Raw genomic sequence first — 13,921 nt, 5'->3', positions numbered from 1 at the left:
TTGCAAAACTTAATAGGCAGCAATTCTCAATTTAAATATCATTCCGATAATGAGCACATCTGGCTAACTTTGCAGGATGGAAAAAGTAGTAAACAAAGAATCATTGAGCTGCTTTGACAGCCTTTATCACGGAGTGATTTCCCGTTTGTTCAACCGCATGGAGGATAGCCGCGCCGAAAATGCGAGCTATATAATGGTCGATGCCCTGAGAAGCGGCTTCGCCATCTACTCGCTGAAGTGTGCGTCTTTATTTTCCTTCCGTAAGCGCAGCCAGGCTGAAGACAGCAACCTTGCTACTGTTTACGGTATTGGGCGCATACCCACGGACAACGCCAAGCCTGATAAGCTCAGACAAGGGTTCCATGACTTATTCAAGCGCGTGCGCAAAATCGGGGTGCTCGACTCCTACCGGTACTGGAACAGGCACCTTATTGTCAGCGTGGACGGTGTTGAGCACTTCTGTTCAAAAACAATCAATTGCAAGCACTGCCTGCAGCGCAGCCACCGGGACTGCAGCACTTCTTTTTACCATGCGATGCTCAGCGCAGCAATAGTGCACCCGGACAAAAAAGAGGTTTTTGTCCTGGATAACGAGCCAATAGTCCAGCAAGACGGCGCAGCCAAAAACGATTGCGAGCGCAATGCAGCCCAGAGGCTGTTCGGGCACTTGCAAAGTTTATACTCAAAGCAGCACATGGTGTTTGTCTGCGATGCGCTGTACAGTTGTGCGCCTGGCCTCCGGAAGCTGGGCGCGGTGGTCCGCTGGGAGTACATTATAGCTGTCAAGCCGGACGGCCATAAATCACTGTTCAGCCAATTTGAAGACCGCGTGGAGCGCGGGCAGGCCGAATGGCACACTATAGAAGACGAACAAGGAGAGCACCGTTTTAGCTATGCCAATGACTTAGCCCTTAATGATAGCAACGCAGATGTACGCGTCAATATGTTGTACTATGAATGGATAGGCAATGACGGCAAAGTGCAAGTGTTTAGCTGGGTAACGAGCATCAAGCTGACGAAGGCTAATGTTTATAAAGTGATGCGCATGGGGCGCAGCCGATGGAAGATTGAGAATGAGACGTTCAATACGCTCAAGAACCAGTCCTACAATTTCGAGCATAACTTTGGCCATGGGCAGGAGAACCTGTGTACCGTTTTTGCTTACCTGATGATGCTGGCATTTTATGTGGACCAAATCCAGCAAAGCAGCTGCCGGTACTTTAGGATAGTGCTCCGAGAGCTAAAGGCCAGAGCAAAGCTGTGGGAAAGTATCCGGGCGGTGTTCAAAATCTTGCCTAGAGAAAATATGGCCGAGGTGCTTATCTCCGTGGCCGAAATGTATCAGATTAAAACTGGAGTAATTTTTAAATTGAGAATTGCTGAAAAATTATGTAAGTCATAATAATATGAAATTAGTAATGATTATTCACTCTCTGGGTATCGGAGGAATGGAGCGTGTCATGACAATTCTTTTGCATCACTTCGATAAGTATGAAGAATTAGAGCTCCACTTACTGCTCATCGGTCGCAAGCGAGAAGTTCTACAGACTATTCCGAACAGGACCTTCATACACAAACCCAACTGGCCTTTTGATAATAGCTGGAGAACTTGGAATACATTGAAGACCTTGACATTCATCCGAAAAAAAATAAAAAAAATTCATCCGGATACCATTTTAAGCTTTGGCGAAATGTGGAATAATTTAGTGCTGCTTTCGTTAATTGGTCTTCCCTACCCAGTCTATATTTCTGACCGTAGCAAGCCAGAAAAAGACTTGGGACGACTGCAAAACTGGCTGCGGGGCAAACTATACCCCAAGGCAGCAGGGTATATTGCCCAAACAAAGCAAGCAAAGAAGGCGGCAATCAAAAATAAATGGAATGGTAATATCCGGATAATAGGGAACCCTATTCCACAGATAAGTTGCTTGGATAAACCAAAAGAAAAAATCATCCTCAGCGTTGGCAGGCTAATCCCTACAAAGCATTTTGACCGCTTAGTTCACATTTTTCATCAGTGCCAGGTAAAAGACTGGAAACTAGTCATTGTCGGAGGCGATGCTAAGCAAATGCAGCTTTCTAAGCAGCTTAAACGTCAAGTGCAACAGCTGCAGATGAAGAACCAAATCATTCTTACCGGTGCACAGCATAATGTAGTTTCCCTCTACTGCCGAAGTGCCATATTTGCGTTCATGTCTACATCGGAAGGGTTTCCTAATGTACTTGGGGAAGCAATGGCTGCTGGTTGTGCCTGTATCGCCTACGATTGTATGGCAGGTCCTGCCGACCTTATCGATCATAATAAAAATGGTTTCCTAATCTCGGAAGGTGATGAAAAGAAATTTAAAGACAACCTTCAACTATTAATCGATAATAAAGATATTCAAAATCGGTTTAGTATTGCAGCTCAGCAGAAAACATTGAAATTTAAACCTGAAATTGTTGCTCAAAAATATTTTCAATTCATCATACCCAACCAATAGTAAGAGAACGTTATGACTAGTTCAGCTAAACATAAATTTATATTTATTGCAAATCCTAAGACTGGAACAACTTATATTCAAAATATATTAAAATGCAACATTGAGGACTCCCTGCAAAATACAATCTTAACCAATGAAAAGGTTTTCAACTTTGGTGAACACGTACCGCCTTCAATTGTAAGAAAAGACATGGCTGAATTTTATAATATCTACAAAAAGGTGGTATTTATACGCCATCCTTATGATAAGGTTGTGTCAAGCTATTTCTTTTTAAAAAATGGCAATCCATTGACTAAGGGCAACATCTGGGCTTATCGTTTAAAATTAAAAACTTTAATTAGAGCAATAGTCACTTATTTAAATACAATAACTGCAAGAACCATTCCATTTGAAATTTGGTCAATATTGAGACCGACTAAACGAAATAGCAAATACGTCTTAGATGGAAACCAATTCGTGGTAAACTATATAGGTCGAACAGAATATTTAGAACCCCATTTCCATTCGATATTTTCTGAAATCGGTATAACTTTGAAAGTAAAAAATGAAATAGGGCAATTTTCAAAAAATAAGAGTGCACACAATGAGCCTTCTTCATATTTCAAAGAAGGTAGTATGCATAAAAAAATATTTGACTTTATTTACAGGAAAGAACTTGAACTATACTGTATAGTAGCTTCAAAGCCACCAACATTTGATTTCTATGGTAAAAGCTTGGATCAATCCCTGAGGAGTATAGAATGAAAATCGTCATTAACACATCTCATCAACGTTTCGGCGGTGCCGTACAAGTAGCACTTTCTTTCATACACGAATGCTGCGGATACAAAGAACATGAGTTTCACGTGTGGGTCGGTTCAGGGGTGCGAAAATCGCTATGCGAGGCGGACTTCCCCCCCAATTTCAGCTTTTACCATTTTGATTTCGGCCTGCTTTCACTAAAAAAGACGTTCAGCATTCAAAAAGCCCTCAGGAAATTAGAGCAAATAATACAGCCTGATGTTATCATTGCTACTTCTGGTCCTACTTATTTTCATTCTAAAGCCCCCCAAATCATCGGTTTTAATTTGCCCCTTTATATCTACCCCGAATCGCCGCATGTACAAAGCTGGTCGCTCTCCCAAAAAATAAAAATGCGGCTCAAGAAAATGGTGCACTTTTACTTTTTCCGAAGGGATGCCGCGGCGTATGTAGTGCAAACCGATGATGTCAATCAACGAGTGCGTATAGCCCTGCGAACAGAAAAAGTCTACACGGTTACCAATACCCACAACCACTTTTTTGACGATTGGCAAGCCTTTCCGCCTAAGCTGCCAAAAAAGCAGAATGGTGTATTTCGCTTTATTACCATTTCTTCTTGGTATCCGCACAAAAACCTCGACCTCATCCCGGAGGTGCAAATTGAACTGCGCAAGCGGGGCATAACTAATGTCGAATTTGTACTGACACTTAAACCAGAAGATTTTGAAGAAAAGGTGCTGAAGGGCGACAAGGTCCCCGGTATTCACAATATCGGACCGATTCCACCTGAGGCGTGTCCGTCTCTCTATCAGGAGTGTGATGCCTTGTTCTTGCCAACCCTAGCAGAATGTTTCTCTGCTTCCTACCCCGAAGCCATGAAAATGGAAAAACCCATTGTAACTACTGATCTTGGTTTCTCCCGTAGCATTTGTGGGCAGGCTGCCATTTTCTTTACACCTAAATGTCCGTTTAGCGCTGCGAACAAAGTCGAAAAGCTAATTCAAAATGAAGATTTAAGAAAACAGCTAGCTCGTGCTGGTGTTATGCAGTTAAGCAACTTTGACACTCCCCAAAGAAGAACATACAAATATGTTAAAATCTGCGAACGGTACGCTAAGGTTAGGCAGAATCAGAACTAATTCTACTACGATAAAGAAACATCATCTTTTAAGCTAAATTATTTTTCACGCGATCATAAAATTATGAATATGCAAAAGACAGCATTAGTCCTCGGAGGAGGAGGGTTCATTGGAGGTCATATAGGCAACAAATTGAAAGACGAAGGTTTTTATGTGAGAATTGTCGACATAAAGCCAAAACATGACTTTTGGGATCATAACAAGATCTGCGATGAATATATTGAAGGAGACCTTCGTAATCCCCGAGTAGTTGAAAAGATCATGCATCCCATTGAGGGAAATAATGGGTTCGACGAAGTATATCAACTAGCAGCCGATATGGGCGGAGCAGGCTATATTTTCACTGGAGAAAATGATGCTAATGTCATGCACAATTCGGCAATGATCAATCTTAATGTAGCTTTCGAGGCCAGTCGGCAAGGAGTAAAAAAAGTTTTTTATTCCTCTTCCGCTTGTATGTACCCAGAGCACAATCAGTTAGACCCCAATAACCCTAATTGTGAAGAGAGTTCTGCTTATCCGGCCAATCCGGATTCTGAATATGGATGGGAAAAACTGTTTTCAGAGAGGCTTTTCCTGGCGTTTAACCGCAACTATGACCTCGATGTGCGAGTAGCGCGGTTTCACAATATTTTTGGTCCCATGGGGACATGGACAGGAGGCAAAGAAAAAGCCCCTGCCGCCATGTGCAGAAAAGCTGCTGAAACGCCAGATGGTGGAGAATTAGAGGTTTGGGGAACAGGGCAACAAACTCGGTCTTTTCTCTATATTGACGAGTGTGTAGAAGCTGTCCTTCGTTTTGTACGTCAAGACAAGTTTATGGGACCTGTTAATATTGGCTCTGAAGAAATGGTTACAATCAATGAGTTAGCTCAGATGACCATTGACTTATCCGGGAAAAATATCACCATTAAAAATATTGATGGAGAAGAATTCTACGGAAAGTATGGCTTTCCATGCCCTGTTGGTGTAATGGGTAGAAACTCAGATAACAAGCTTTACCAAGAAAAGATGAATTGGAGTGTTTCTCAGCCTTTGAAAGTCGGAATGAAGTTCACTTTTCAATGGATTGACAAGCAGGTAAAGACTTTTCAGCCACAACAATAGATTTAAAAAAGCCTTTCGAGCGAGAAGTGCTCTTTGTTTATTTTTGAGGCTTCTCGCTCATAGAACCTTTAAGCTCTGTTTGCAATCTATGAAAAAAAAAATAGTACTAGTTAACCAACATACTGCTTATCTATTTATTGATATTACTAATGCCTTTGCTAAGCATTATGAGGAGGTCGTTCTTATTGCAGGGGTTGTACATCCATTAGGAAACGAGCTTGATTCGAGGATTAAAGTCCAGTCAATAGTTCCGTACAATGTAAAAAACACGCTTACACGAATTTTATCTTGGGTGGTTGGTTTCATCCAGGTCTATTGGTTTCTGATTTTCAAATATCGGAATCACGAAGTTTTCCTTTATTCCAATCCTCCATTGCTTGCTTTCTTACCATTCTTTGTGAAGAGAAAAATGTCTCATCTTATTGTTGATGTTTATCCTGATGCTTTAGTCACTTCCGGGATATTAAAGAGCCAAGAGTCTGCAATATTTAAAACGTGGAAAACCTTAAATCAAAAAGCTCTTAAAAAAATTTATTCTTTATCCACCATAACTCATGCAATGGCTAAAAAAATTCAGCAGTATACAGATGGCACTAAGGTGCCAGTAGTTAATTTATGGGTAGATCAAAGCGTAGGAAGATTTCAAGTAGAGAGGAGCCAAAATGAATTCTTCAAAAGATATAATCTAGATCCACGAAAGTTTTATGTAGTCTATTCTGGTAATTTAGGAAAAGGACATGACGTAGAATTGTTAGTGGAAGTAGCAAAGTCCATGGAAAACAACTCTAAAGTATTTTTTATTATTGCGGGGGAAGGATATAAAAAGCAATTAATAAAGGAAAAAATACATGTTGAACAATTAAAGAATTGTCTGTGGTTACCCTATCAGGAAAAAGAGATTTTTAAACACATGTTAGCTGGGACAGATATAGGAGTGGTAACCATTGATGAGCCTAATGCCTACGTTTCCATTCCAAGTAAAACCTTTAACTTAATGGGAGCTGGAAAGCCAATCGTTTGCTTTGGTAAAAAAGATTCCGAATTAGGTAAGCTGGTTGATAAAAACAAAATTGGATCGATTTACGGACCAACCGACATTAATAAGTGTGCTACCTTTATCAATCGGCTTATTGAAGAACAAGAATTTTACCGATACTACTCCGAGAACTCTAAATCAGCTTCACAGAAATATACATCCGCGAATGCGGAAAAGTTTGTATGTATGCATTTAGGGCACCCACCATTAGAAGAGAAAAAATTGAATACCCTTAATTGAAAAACTATTTAACCAACAATATAAAAAACCTTCTTGGTTGGAAGACTAGTAGGAAATTTATATCCTTTGCGATAGATGATTACGGTAACGTCCGCCTCAATTCCAGACAAGCCCGTAAAAATATGGATCAAGCTGGTCTAAAAACGAATAACCGCTTTGATGCCTACGACACCCTCGAGACCCGGGCGGACTTAGAGGCTCTGTATGAGGTGCTTAGCTCTGTAAAGGACGAGGAGAGTCGTCCTGCCGTTTTCACCCCTTACGCCCTCCCCTGCAACATCAACTTTGAGCAATTGCAGATGGATGGTTATCAGGGCTACCACTACGAGTCCCTGCAAGACACCTATGAAAAATTGAGTGGACAGCAGCCCGAAGCCTATGCGGGCGCCTGGCCGCTCTGGCAAGAAGGCATCGCCAAGGGTTTGCTCCGGCCGCAGTTTCACGGCCGGGAGCACCTCAACCTCAAGGTATTCGAAGAAAAGCTGCAGCGGCGGGACCACGATATCATGTGCGCGCTGCAAAACCACTCCTATACAAGGATACGGCAACAGGATTATCCAAGCATTGGCTGGACTGCTGCCTTTTCCTTTGCGCAAGCGGAAGAATTGAAACGCTTTCCGGGCATTTTGAAATCTGGCTTAAATGCCTTTGAATCCGTATTTGGCTACCGGGCTACCGCTTTTACGCCGCCCGCTCAGCAGTTTCACCCCTCCCTGTATCCCGTGCTCTGGGAAAATGGCATACAAGCTATTGACCGTCCCTTAATGTACAAACAGCACCTGGGCAATGGAAAATATAAGCGGGTCTTCAGCCGCACGCGTTGCGATAAAACCACCGACAAAGCCACCATCGTCCGAAATGTAGTGTTTGAGCCTACCGAAGATCGGGGTGTCGATTGGGTAGCATTCACCCTAAAACAAATTGAGGCGGCATTCCGATGGCGAAAGCCCGCCATCATCAGTTCGCACCGCGTCAACTTCTGTGGGCATATTGATCCCGAAAATCGAAAGCAGGGGTTAGAAGCTTTGCAAGCTTTACTCCAACAAATAGTAAAGCGCTGGCCGGATGTAGAATTTATATCGGTAGGAGAATTGGTCAAAATCATGCAAAAAGAACAAGATGTATCCCGCGATTAAATCTGTTCTTGATATCCTATCTGCGGTTTTAATTATCATCGTCCTCTCCCCTATTCTATTAGGGCTAATAGCAGTACTATACTTACAAAACAATGGGCAGCCGTTTTTCCGGCAGCGGCGGCCAGGCTTTAAAGAACGCCCCTTTTACCTGACTAAGTTTAAGTCTATGACGGACAAGCGGGGCGAAAACGGTCAATTGCTACCGGATAACGAACGGTTAACTAAGGTGGGTGCCTTTATCCGAAAAACTTCACTCGACGAGCTACCTCAGCTGTACAATGTATTGCGTGGTGAAATGAGTATTGTAGGGCCTCGACCACTCTTATTCAAATATATTCCGCTCTATTCCCCGGAGCAACGCCGCCGCCACGAAGTTAAGCCTGGGATTACTGGCTGGGCACAGGTAAACGGCCGCAACAGCATCAGCTGGAAACGTAAATTTGAGCTCGATATTTACTACGTAAATCGCCAATCCTTTTGGTTAGATTTGAAAATTCTTTGGCTGACAGTGCAAAAAGTCCTTAAGCGGGAGGGGGTGAACCAAAGCGCCGCCCGTCCTATGCAACCTTTCAACGGCCACAACTAATGTACACAAAGCGATTACTATACTTAGGGTACTATTTAAAACAAATGGATTGGGTTAAGCTCAAGCGCTTTCAATCCTTTGTGCAGGAAAAGGCTCGCCTGTCCCGTCTCGCTCAGTGGCGACAAGCCATTCAAGCGGTATTTCGGCATAATATATCCATAGAGGAATACTACAACTTCCACTTTTACGAAAACCATAAAAGCCAACATAGCTCCTACGCGGGCACCGGCTACATGTACGAGTACCAACTCAAGATGAACCCGCCGCAGTACCGTGAAGTACTTTCCGATAAAACTCAATTCCTGCGAAAGTACCGGGATTTCGTCCGGCACGAGTTCCTGACCCATGAAGAACTGCAAAGTCAGCCGGAGAAGGCGGAAGTATTACTGCGAAATCCCTCCGGAAAAATCGTCCTGAAAAGTTCCGACGGGCAGTGCGGGCGTGGTATTGAGGTTCGTAGCTGCGATGATTTTTCACCTGCCTCTCTGATCGAACGTTTGAAGGCAACCGGCAATGATTTTGTAGAAGCCTTCGTCACTCAGCATCCTGACATAATGCGTCTTTCCCCTTCCGGATTGAACACCGTGCGCATCATCACCCAGCTAGACAGAAACAATAAGGTCCACATCATCGGCACCCGCCTAAGAATCACTGTCAATTCTGCCATAGACAATTTAGCAGCCGGAAATATCGCCGCTCCTATTGATCTTGCAACCGGAGAAGTCAAAGGCCCCGGTGTCTACAGCGACATCACCAAAGCGGATGAACATAATCATCCCGTCACCGGAGTGCCCATTGTCGGCTTCCAGATACCATACTGGCAAGAAACACTCCAAATGTGTAAAGAAGCCGCCCTCGTAGACACCTGCAACCGCTCCATCGGCTGGGACGTGGCAATCACCGACGAAGGCCCTGAGCTGATCGAAGGCAATCATGATTGGTGTAAGTTGCTTTGGCAGCTGCCGGTGAAGAGGGGGTTGAAGCCTGTACTGGAGAGCTTCCGGAGAGAACTATCCGCAGATTGACACAGATGTACGCAGATAAATATTCAATACATCTGCGTTAATCCGTGAAAATCTGTGGACCAAACAAGCCGCGGAAAAAGCATCCGCAGATGCGCACAGATGTACGCAGATAAATGTCCAATACATCTGCGTTAATCGGCGAAAATCTGTGGCCTAAAAGCATCCGCAGATGCACGCAGGTGTACGCAGATAGGTTATCCAATACATCCGTGTTAATCGGCGAAAATCTGTGGACCAAACAAGCCGCGGAAAAACCATCCGCAGATGCACACAGATGTACGCAGATAAATATCCAATACATCCGCATTAATCCGCGTAAATCTGTGGACTAAACAAGCCGTGAAGAAAGTATCCGCAGATGCACACGGATGTACGCAGATAAACACCCAGTACATCTGCGAAAATCTGCGGCCTAAAACCATCTACAGATACACACAGACGAATGCAGATAGGTTGTCCAATACATCTGCGCGAATCGGCGCCATCTGCGGATCCAAAAAATCCGTGGACAGCAATCCACAAAGCCCAATGGAAACACAATATCCCCTAAAACAAGAAACCCACAAGATCATCGGCTGCGCAATGGAAGTGCACAACGAGCTTGGGCCGGGCTTTCTGGAAGCAGTATACCAAGAAGCCCTAGAGCTCGAGTTTCAGATACAGCAGGTGCCCTACGAAAGAGAAACCCGATTAAACCTGCAATACAAAGGCTATCCACTCAAGAAAACCTAAAAACCCGACTTCTTTTGCTATAATCAAATCATCGTGGAACTCAAAGCCTCCTCCGGACTTACTTCAGATGACCTGGCGCAGGGCTTGAATTACCTTAAAGCCGCGGAAGTAGAGTTAGGGCTATTGATTAACTTTGGGACAAAGCGCCTGGAATTCAAGAGAATCATATTCTCTGGATGACAGGAATGGGTTCTCTAATGGAAATGTACTCCATCTGTGCTAATCTGCGAACATCTGCGGATAAAATGGTCCACAGATATACGCAGATGAACACAGATTATTTTTAACATAAACACTATCCCCTTTGAACATCCTCATCAACGGCATCGGCGGCCCCACCCCCCGCAGCATAGCCCGCGCCCTACGCTGGTACAGCCGCTATGCCCGCTACGAGCTCATCGGCACCGACATCAACCCTTATGCCCGGGACTTATACGACTCCACGCTTTACAACAAAACCTACCTGGTCCCGCCCGCCGGTCATACCGACTACTGGTCGAAGATGGAGCGGATTATCGAGCAGCACGATATCGAAATCGCCCTGGTACAGCCAGAGCTGGAAGTACTCGCCTGGGCAAAACGCGCAGAAAAGGGTAAACTCCCCTGCAAAGCTTTATTACCAAGCTACAAATTGGCACAGCAACTTACAGATAAGGGGGTGATGACCGAAATCCTAAAAGATACCGGCTGGGTGCCCCCATCGGTCATTATTGAGCCGGATAGCGAGAACTTTGCAGAGGCGGTAAATACTTTAGGTTATCCTTTTTGGATCCGTGCTACTTCTGGCTCGAGTGGCCTGGGATCTCTTAAAGTGGAAAACGAAGCCGCCCTGCGCAATTGGATACACATCAACCCCAAAGTCAAGCAGTTTATCGGCAGCCAATACCTGCCGGGGCGCAATCTAGCCTGTAAATTGCTTTACTTTGAAGGAAAATTTCTGCGCGCTGCCTGCGCCGAGCGGGTCAACTACATTATGGCTAAGGTCGCCCCATCAGGAATTACGGGTAATACCTCATTTGGGCGGTTGCTAAATGAACCTCAGCTCGTGGATACCGCGAGCCAAGTGATGGACCACCTATTCGCACATGCAGGTGCTCAGAAGCATGGCTTTTTTACTGTCGATTTTAAAGAGGATGCCGAAGGCAAGCCCTACGTCACGGAGGTGAATGTGCGGCATGTTGCGTTTTCGGTTTGCTTTGCGGCGGGCGGGGCGACTTTTGCGGAGGATATGGTGCGGTTGCTTGACGGTGACCAATGTTGTAAATGGCAGTATAAAATGTATACATTTGAGGAGGACTTGATCTTTCTTAGGGATGTTGATGCTCGACCCTTATTGATGAATGAAAGACAATTGTTAGCAGAACAGTGACAATAGTTAACAAGATAAAGAACAATTTAGTCAATATACCCGGCTGGCGTACCAACCGGAAGATTGTGGTAGTTGAAAGCGATGATTGGGGTTCTATAAGAACTCCGTCATTATTGTCCCTTCGTAGCCTTCAAGAAAAAGAGCTGCGAGTAGATAAGTGCCAATACATGATGAATGATTGCCTGGAAAGTGAGGAAGATTTGCAAAATTTGTTCGGTGTCCTACAGCACTACAAAGATCACAAAGGAAATCACCCAATTTTTACGGCAAATACCATCGTCGCTAATCCTGATTTCGACAAAATTGCAGCGAGCAGCTTTGAAGAATATTACTTTGAACCTTTCACGAATACTTACCGGCGGTATTATGCGGGAGAAAGTGTCTTTGAAACGTTTCAATCCGGGATAAGGCAAAAGCTCTTCTGGCCACAGCTGCACGGACGGGAACATTTAAATCTTTCCCGATGGATGAGGGATTTAAAGGAAGGAGTAGCGGAAACCCATTTAAGTTTCAATTATGGAATGACGGGTATAAGCAGGCATATAACTCAATCCAATCGGGGCAGTTATCAGGCTGCTTTCGATGGCAGACAGAGCGAAGCATTGTACGATAAAAAAACGATTTTGAAAGACGCCGTGTATATTTTCAAAGACATCTTCGGTTTTCAGTCCCAATCCTTCATCGCTCCCAACTACATTTGGGATGAAGGAATAGAAAACCACGCCCATGAGCTTGGCATCAAATACTTTCAAGGATCAAGGGTACAGAGACTGCCTAAAGACCATGGCGATAGACTGAAAATAAGAAGACATTACATGGGGCAGCGTAACCACAACGATCAAAGGTATCTAGTGCGTAATGCCGATTTTGAACCGACTCTGGATAACCATAAAGACTCTGTTGGTTCTTGTTTGGAGCAAATCAACCGGGCATTTAGATGGCGTAAACCGGCCGTCATTTGTACGCATAGGGTAAATTACATTGGCTCTCTTAATCCCGATAATGCCAAGCAGAATCTAGCTCAACTGAATCAATTGATTAGTAGCATTTTAGAGCGTTGGCCAAATGTAGAGTTTATGACTTCCGACCAATTGGGACAAACCATGGATGCTGATGGATAAAATTAGTGTTTTAGTTACGGGAGATTTTTGCCCGGTTCAGCGCTTGGAAACGCTCTCGGAAGCAGATGTCCCACAGGTGTTGCCGGAAGCGTTTAGGACTCTAATTAAAAGCGTAGATGTAGCAGCCACCAATCTGGAATGCCCTATAACCCAAGTTGAGCAACCCATCTCCAAAACAGGCCCTGCTCTAAAAGGCAGCTCCAAGGCTTTAGACTTTCTCGCGGAAGCTAAGTTCCAGCTTGTTACGCTGGCCAATAACCACATCATGGATTATGGGGCAAAGGGTTTGGAAGATACATTAGGTGCTTTGCAAGATAAAGCCATTAGTTCGGTAGGTGCGGGAAAAAACCTGGAAGATGCCTCCGACATATATTTATACAATAGCAAGGGGAAAACACTAGCTATAATCAATGTAGCTGAAAATGAATGGTCTACTACGCACGGCGAATACCCCGGTGCTAACCCAATTGATCCTATACATGTTTACCAGCAGATAAAAGCTGCACAACAGCAAGCAGATTTCATCTTAGTAATCACCCACGGCGGGCATGAAATGTACGAACTGCCCAGCCCCCGTATGCAATCTTGGTTCCGGGCTTTTATCGATATGGGAGCAGATGCGGTGGTCAATCACCATACGCATTGCATTAGCGGCTACGAAGTTTATCGGGATAAACCAATTTTCTATTCTTTAGGGAACTTCCTTTTTGATAAGGATAAGCAAAGAAATGGCATTTGGAATATTGGAGTTGCTCTATATTTAGAATTCTCTTCAGATACAATTAACTTTCACCCTTATTATTTTAATCAGTGTCAGGAAATACCAACTCTTGAGATGATCCCAAGAGAGCAGGTAATCGATAAAATAAACAGGCTGAATTTAGCTATCGCTGATTCTGAAATTCTCCATTCGAAGTTTAGAGATTACTGTTCATCAAAAAAAAGAATGTACAGCGCCTATTTAGAACCACACAACAACAGGTGGATAGTCGCCATGCAAAATAGAGGATTTTTACCCTCCACTTGGTCAAAGCGAAAGAGGCTTTTGTTAGAGAACCTAATCAGATGTGAAGCTCATCGTGATGTTGTACAACACTTACTTTCCAATGCGAATAGCGATACATAAAAGCAGCAGGGGGTTTACGCCCAGGTGGATTACTTACTGTGACCAGAATGATATTCCTTACAAGTTGGTCAACTGTTACG

Annotated in this window: 12 protein-coding genes and 1 pseudogene; all 13 read left to right on the top strand. The window is 43.9% G+C overall.

Going from position 1 to position 13,921, the window contains the following annotated elements:
* The first annotated feature begins 76 nt into the window (after nt 1–76).
* The 13 genes and pseudogenes from RIC19_RS09825 (at nt 77) to RIC19_RS09765 (ending at nt 13,841) form a co-directional block, all read left to right on the top strand.
* Nucleotides 77–1,402 (top strand): transposase, encoded by a 1,326-nt coding sequence (locus tag RIC19_RS09825; protein WP_350178136.1) that lies wholly within the window; start codon nt 77–79, stop codon nt 1,400–1,402.
* A 4-nt stretch (nt 1,403–1,406) separates the two neighbouring features.
* The gene (locus RIC19_RS09820) at nt 1,407–2,483 is read left to right on the top strand and encodes a glycosyltransferase (RefSeq protein ID WP_350178135.1); all 1,077 of its coding nucleotides are present in this window, start codon (nt 1,407–1,409) and stop codon (nt 2,481–2,483) included.
* 12 nt (nt 2,484–2,495) lie between these two features.
* Nucleotides 2,496–3,227 carry a sulfotransferase family 2 domain-containing protein gene (locus RIC19_RS09815; RefSeq protein WP_350178134.1) on the top strand — a complete coding sequence of 244 codons (732 nt, stop codon included), beginning with the start codon at nt 2,496–2,498 and terminating at the stop codon, nt 3,225–3,227.
* A complete protein-coding gene (locus tag RIC19_RS09810) occupies nt 3,224–4,363 on the top strand; it encodes a glycosyltransferase family 4 protein (RefSeq protein ID WP_350178133.1) in 1,140 nt (379 codons plus the stop codon). Before RIC19_RS09815 ends, RIC19_RS09810 begins: the two co-directional genes overlap by 4 nt.
* 69 nt (nt 4,364–4,432) lie before the next feature.
* On the top strand, nt 4,433–5,470 hold the full coding sequence (locus RIC19_RS09805; protein ID WP_350178132.1) for an NAD-dependent epimerase/dehydratase family protein: 1,038 nt from the start codon (nt 4,433–4,435) through the stop codon (nt 5,468–5,470).
* Nucleotides 5,471–5,558: 88 nt separating this feature from the next.
* Nucleotides 5,559–6,746 (top strand): glycosyltransferase family 4 protein, encoded by a 1,188-nt coding sequence (locus RIC19_RS09800; protein ID WP_350178131.1) that lies wholly within the window; start codon nt 5,559–5,561, stop codon nt 6,744–6,746.
* Nucleotides 6,747–6,868: 122 nt separating this feature from the next.
* On the top strand, nt 6,869–7,882 hold the full coding sequence (locus RIC19_RS09795) for a hypothetical protein (RefSeq protein WP_350178130.1): 1,014 nt from the start codon (nt 6,869–6,871) through the stop codon (nt 7,880–7,882).
* Complete coding sequence (locus RIC19_RS09790) at nt 7,866–8,468, top strand: sugar transferase (protein WP_350178129.1); 603 nt, start codon at nt 7,866–7,868, stop codon at nt 8,466–8,468. The genes RIC19_RS09795 and RIC19_RS09790 overlap by 17 nt, the downstream gene beginning before the upstream one ends.
* 44 nt (nt 8,469–8,512) lie before the next feature.
* Nucleotides 8,513–9,493: a sugar-transfer associated ATP-grasp domain-containing protein gene (locus RIC19_RS09785; protein ID WP_350178128.1), complete on the top strand. Its 981-nt coding sequence runs from the start codon at nt 8,513–8,515 to the stop codon at nt 9,491–9,493.
* 528 nt (nt 9,494–10,021) lie between these two features.
* Nucleotides 10,022–10,405: pseudogene (locus RIC19_RS09780) on the top strand (GxxExxY protein).
* 124 nt (nt 10,406–10,529) lie between these two features.
* A complete protein-coding gene (locus RIC19_RS09775; RefSeq protein ID WP_350178127.1) occupies nt 10,530–11,594 on the top strand; it encodes an ATP-grasp domain-containing protein in 1,065 nt (354 codons plus the stop codon).
* Between the two features lie 167 nt (nt 11,595–11,761).
* The gene (locus RIC19_RS09770) at nt 11,762–12,715 is read left to right on the top strand and encodes a hypothetical protein (protein ID WP_350178126.1); all 954 of its coding nucleotides are present in this window, start codon (nt 11,762–11,764) and stop codon (nt 12,713–12,715) included.
* Nucleotides 12,708–13,841, top strand: a complete 1,134-nt coding sequence (locus tag RIC19_RS09765; protein ID WP_350178125.1) for a CapA family protein — start codon at nt 12,708–12,710, stop codon at nt 13,839–13,841. The genes RIC19_RS09770 and RIC19_RS09765 overlap by 8 nt, the downstream gene beginning before the upstream one ends.
* Nucleotides 13,842–13,921: the final 80 nt, after the last annotated feature.

The sequence above is a fragment of the Phaeodactylibacter sp. genome (assembly GCF_040219495.1).
Classification (GTDB): Bacteria; Bacteroidota; Bacteroidia; order Chitinophagales; family Saprospiraceae; genus Phaeodactylibacter.
The sequence above is the reverse complement of the archived record's forward strand: the minus strand, read 5'-3'. Positions and strand labels throughout refer to the sequence as shown.

Excerpts from the sequence above, each read along its gene's own strand:
- RIC19_RS09770 (WP_350178126.1), top strand. The coding sequence starts at position 11,762 with ATGATGAATGATTGCCTGGAAAGTGAGGAAGATTTGCAAAATTTGTTC.
- RIC19_RS09765 (WP_350178125.1), top strand. The coding sequence starts at position 12,708 with ATGGATAAAATTAGTGTTTTAGTTACGGGAGATTTTTGCCCGGTTCAG.
- RIC19_RS09800 (WP_350178131.1), top strand. The coding sequence starts at position 5,559 with ATGAAAAAAAAAATAGTACTAGTTAACCAACATACTGCTTATCTATTT.
- RIC19_RS09820 (WP_350178135.1), top strand. The coding sequence starts at position 1,407 with ATGAAATTAGTAATGATTATTCACTCTCTGGGTATCGGAGGAATGGAG.
- RIC19_RS09810 (WP_350178133.1), top strand. The coding sequence starts at position 3,224 with ATGAAAATCGTCATTAACACATCTCATCAACGTTTCGGCGGTGCCGTA.
- RIC19_RS09815 (WP_350178134.1), top strand. The coding sequence starts at position 2,496 with ATGACTAGTTCAGCTAAACATAAATTTATATTTATTGCAAATCCTAAG.
- RIC19_RS09790 (WP_350178129.1), top strand. The coding sequence starts at position 7,866 with ATGTATCCCGCGATTAAATCTGTTCTTGATATCCTATCTGCGGTTTTA.
- RIC19_RS09795 (WP_350178130.1), top strand. The coding sequence starts at position 6,869 with ATGGATCAAGCTGGTCTAAAAACGAATAACCGCTTTGATGCCTACGAC.
- RIC19_RS09805 (WP_350178132.1), top strand. The coding sequence starts at position 4,433 with ATGCAAAAGACAGCATTAGTCCTCGGAGGAGGAGGGTTCATTGGAGGT.
- RIC19_RS09785 (WP_350178128.1), top strand. The coding sequence starts at position 8,513 with ATGGATTGGGTTAAGCTCAAGCGCTTTCAATCCTTTGTGCAGGAAAAG.
- RIC19_RS09825 (WP_350178136.1), top strand. The coding sequence starts at position 77 with ATGGAAAAAGTAGTAAACAAAGAATCATTGAGCTGCTTTGACAGCCTT.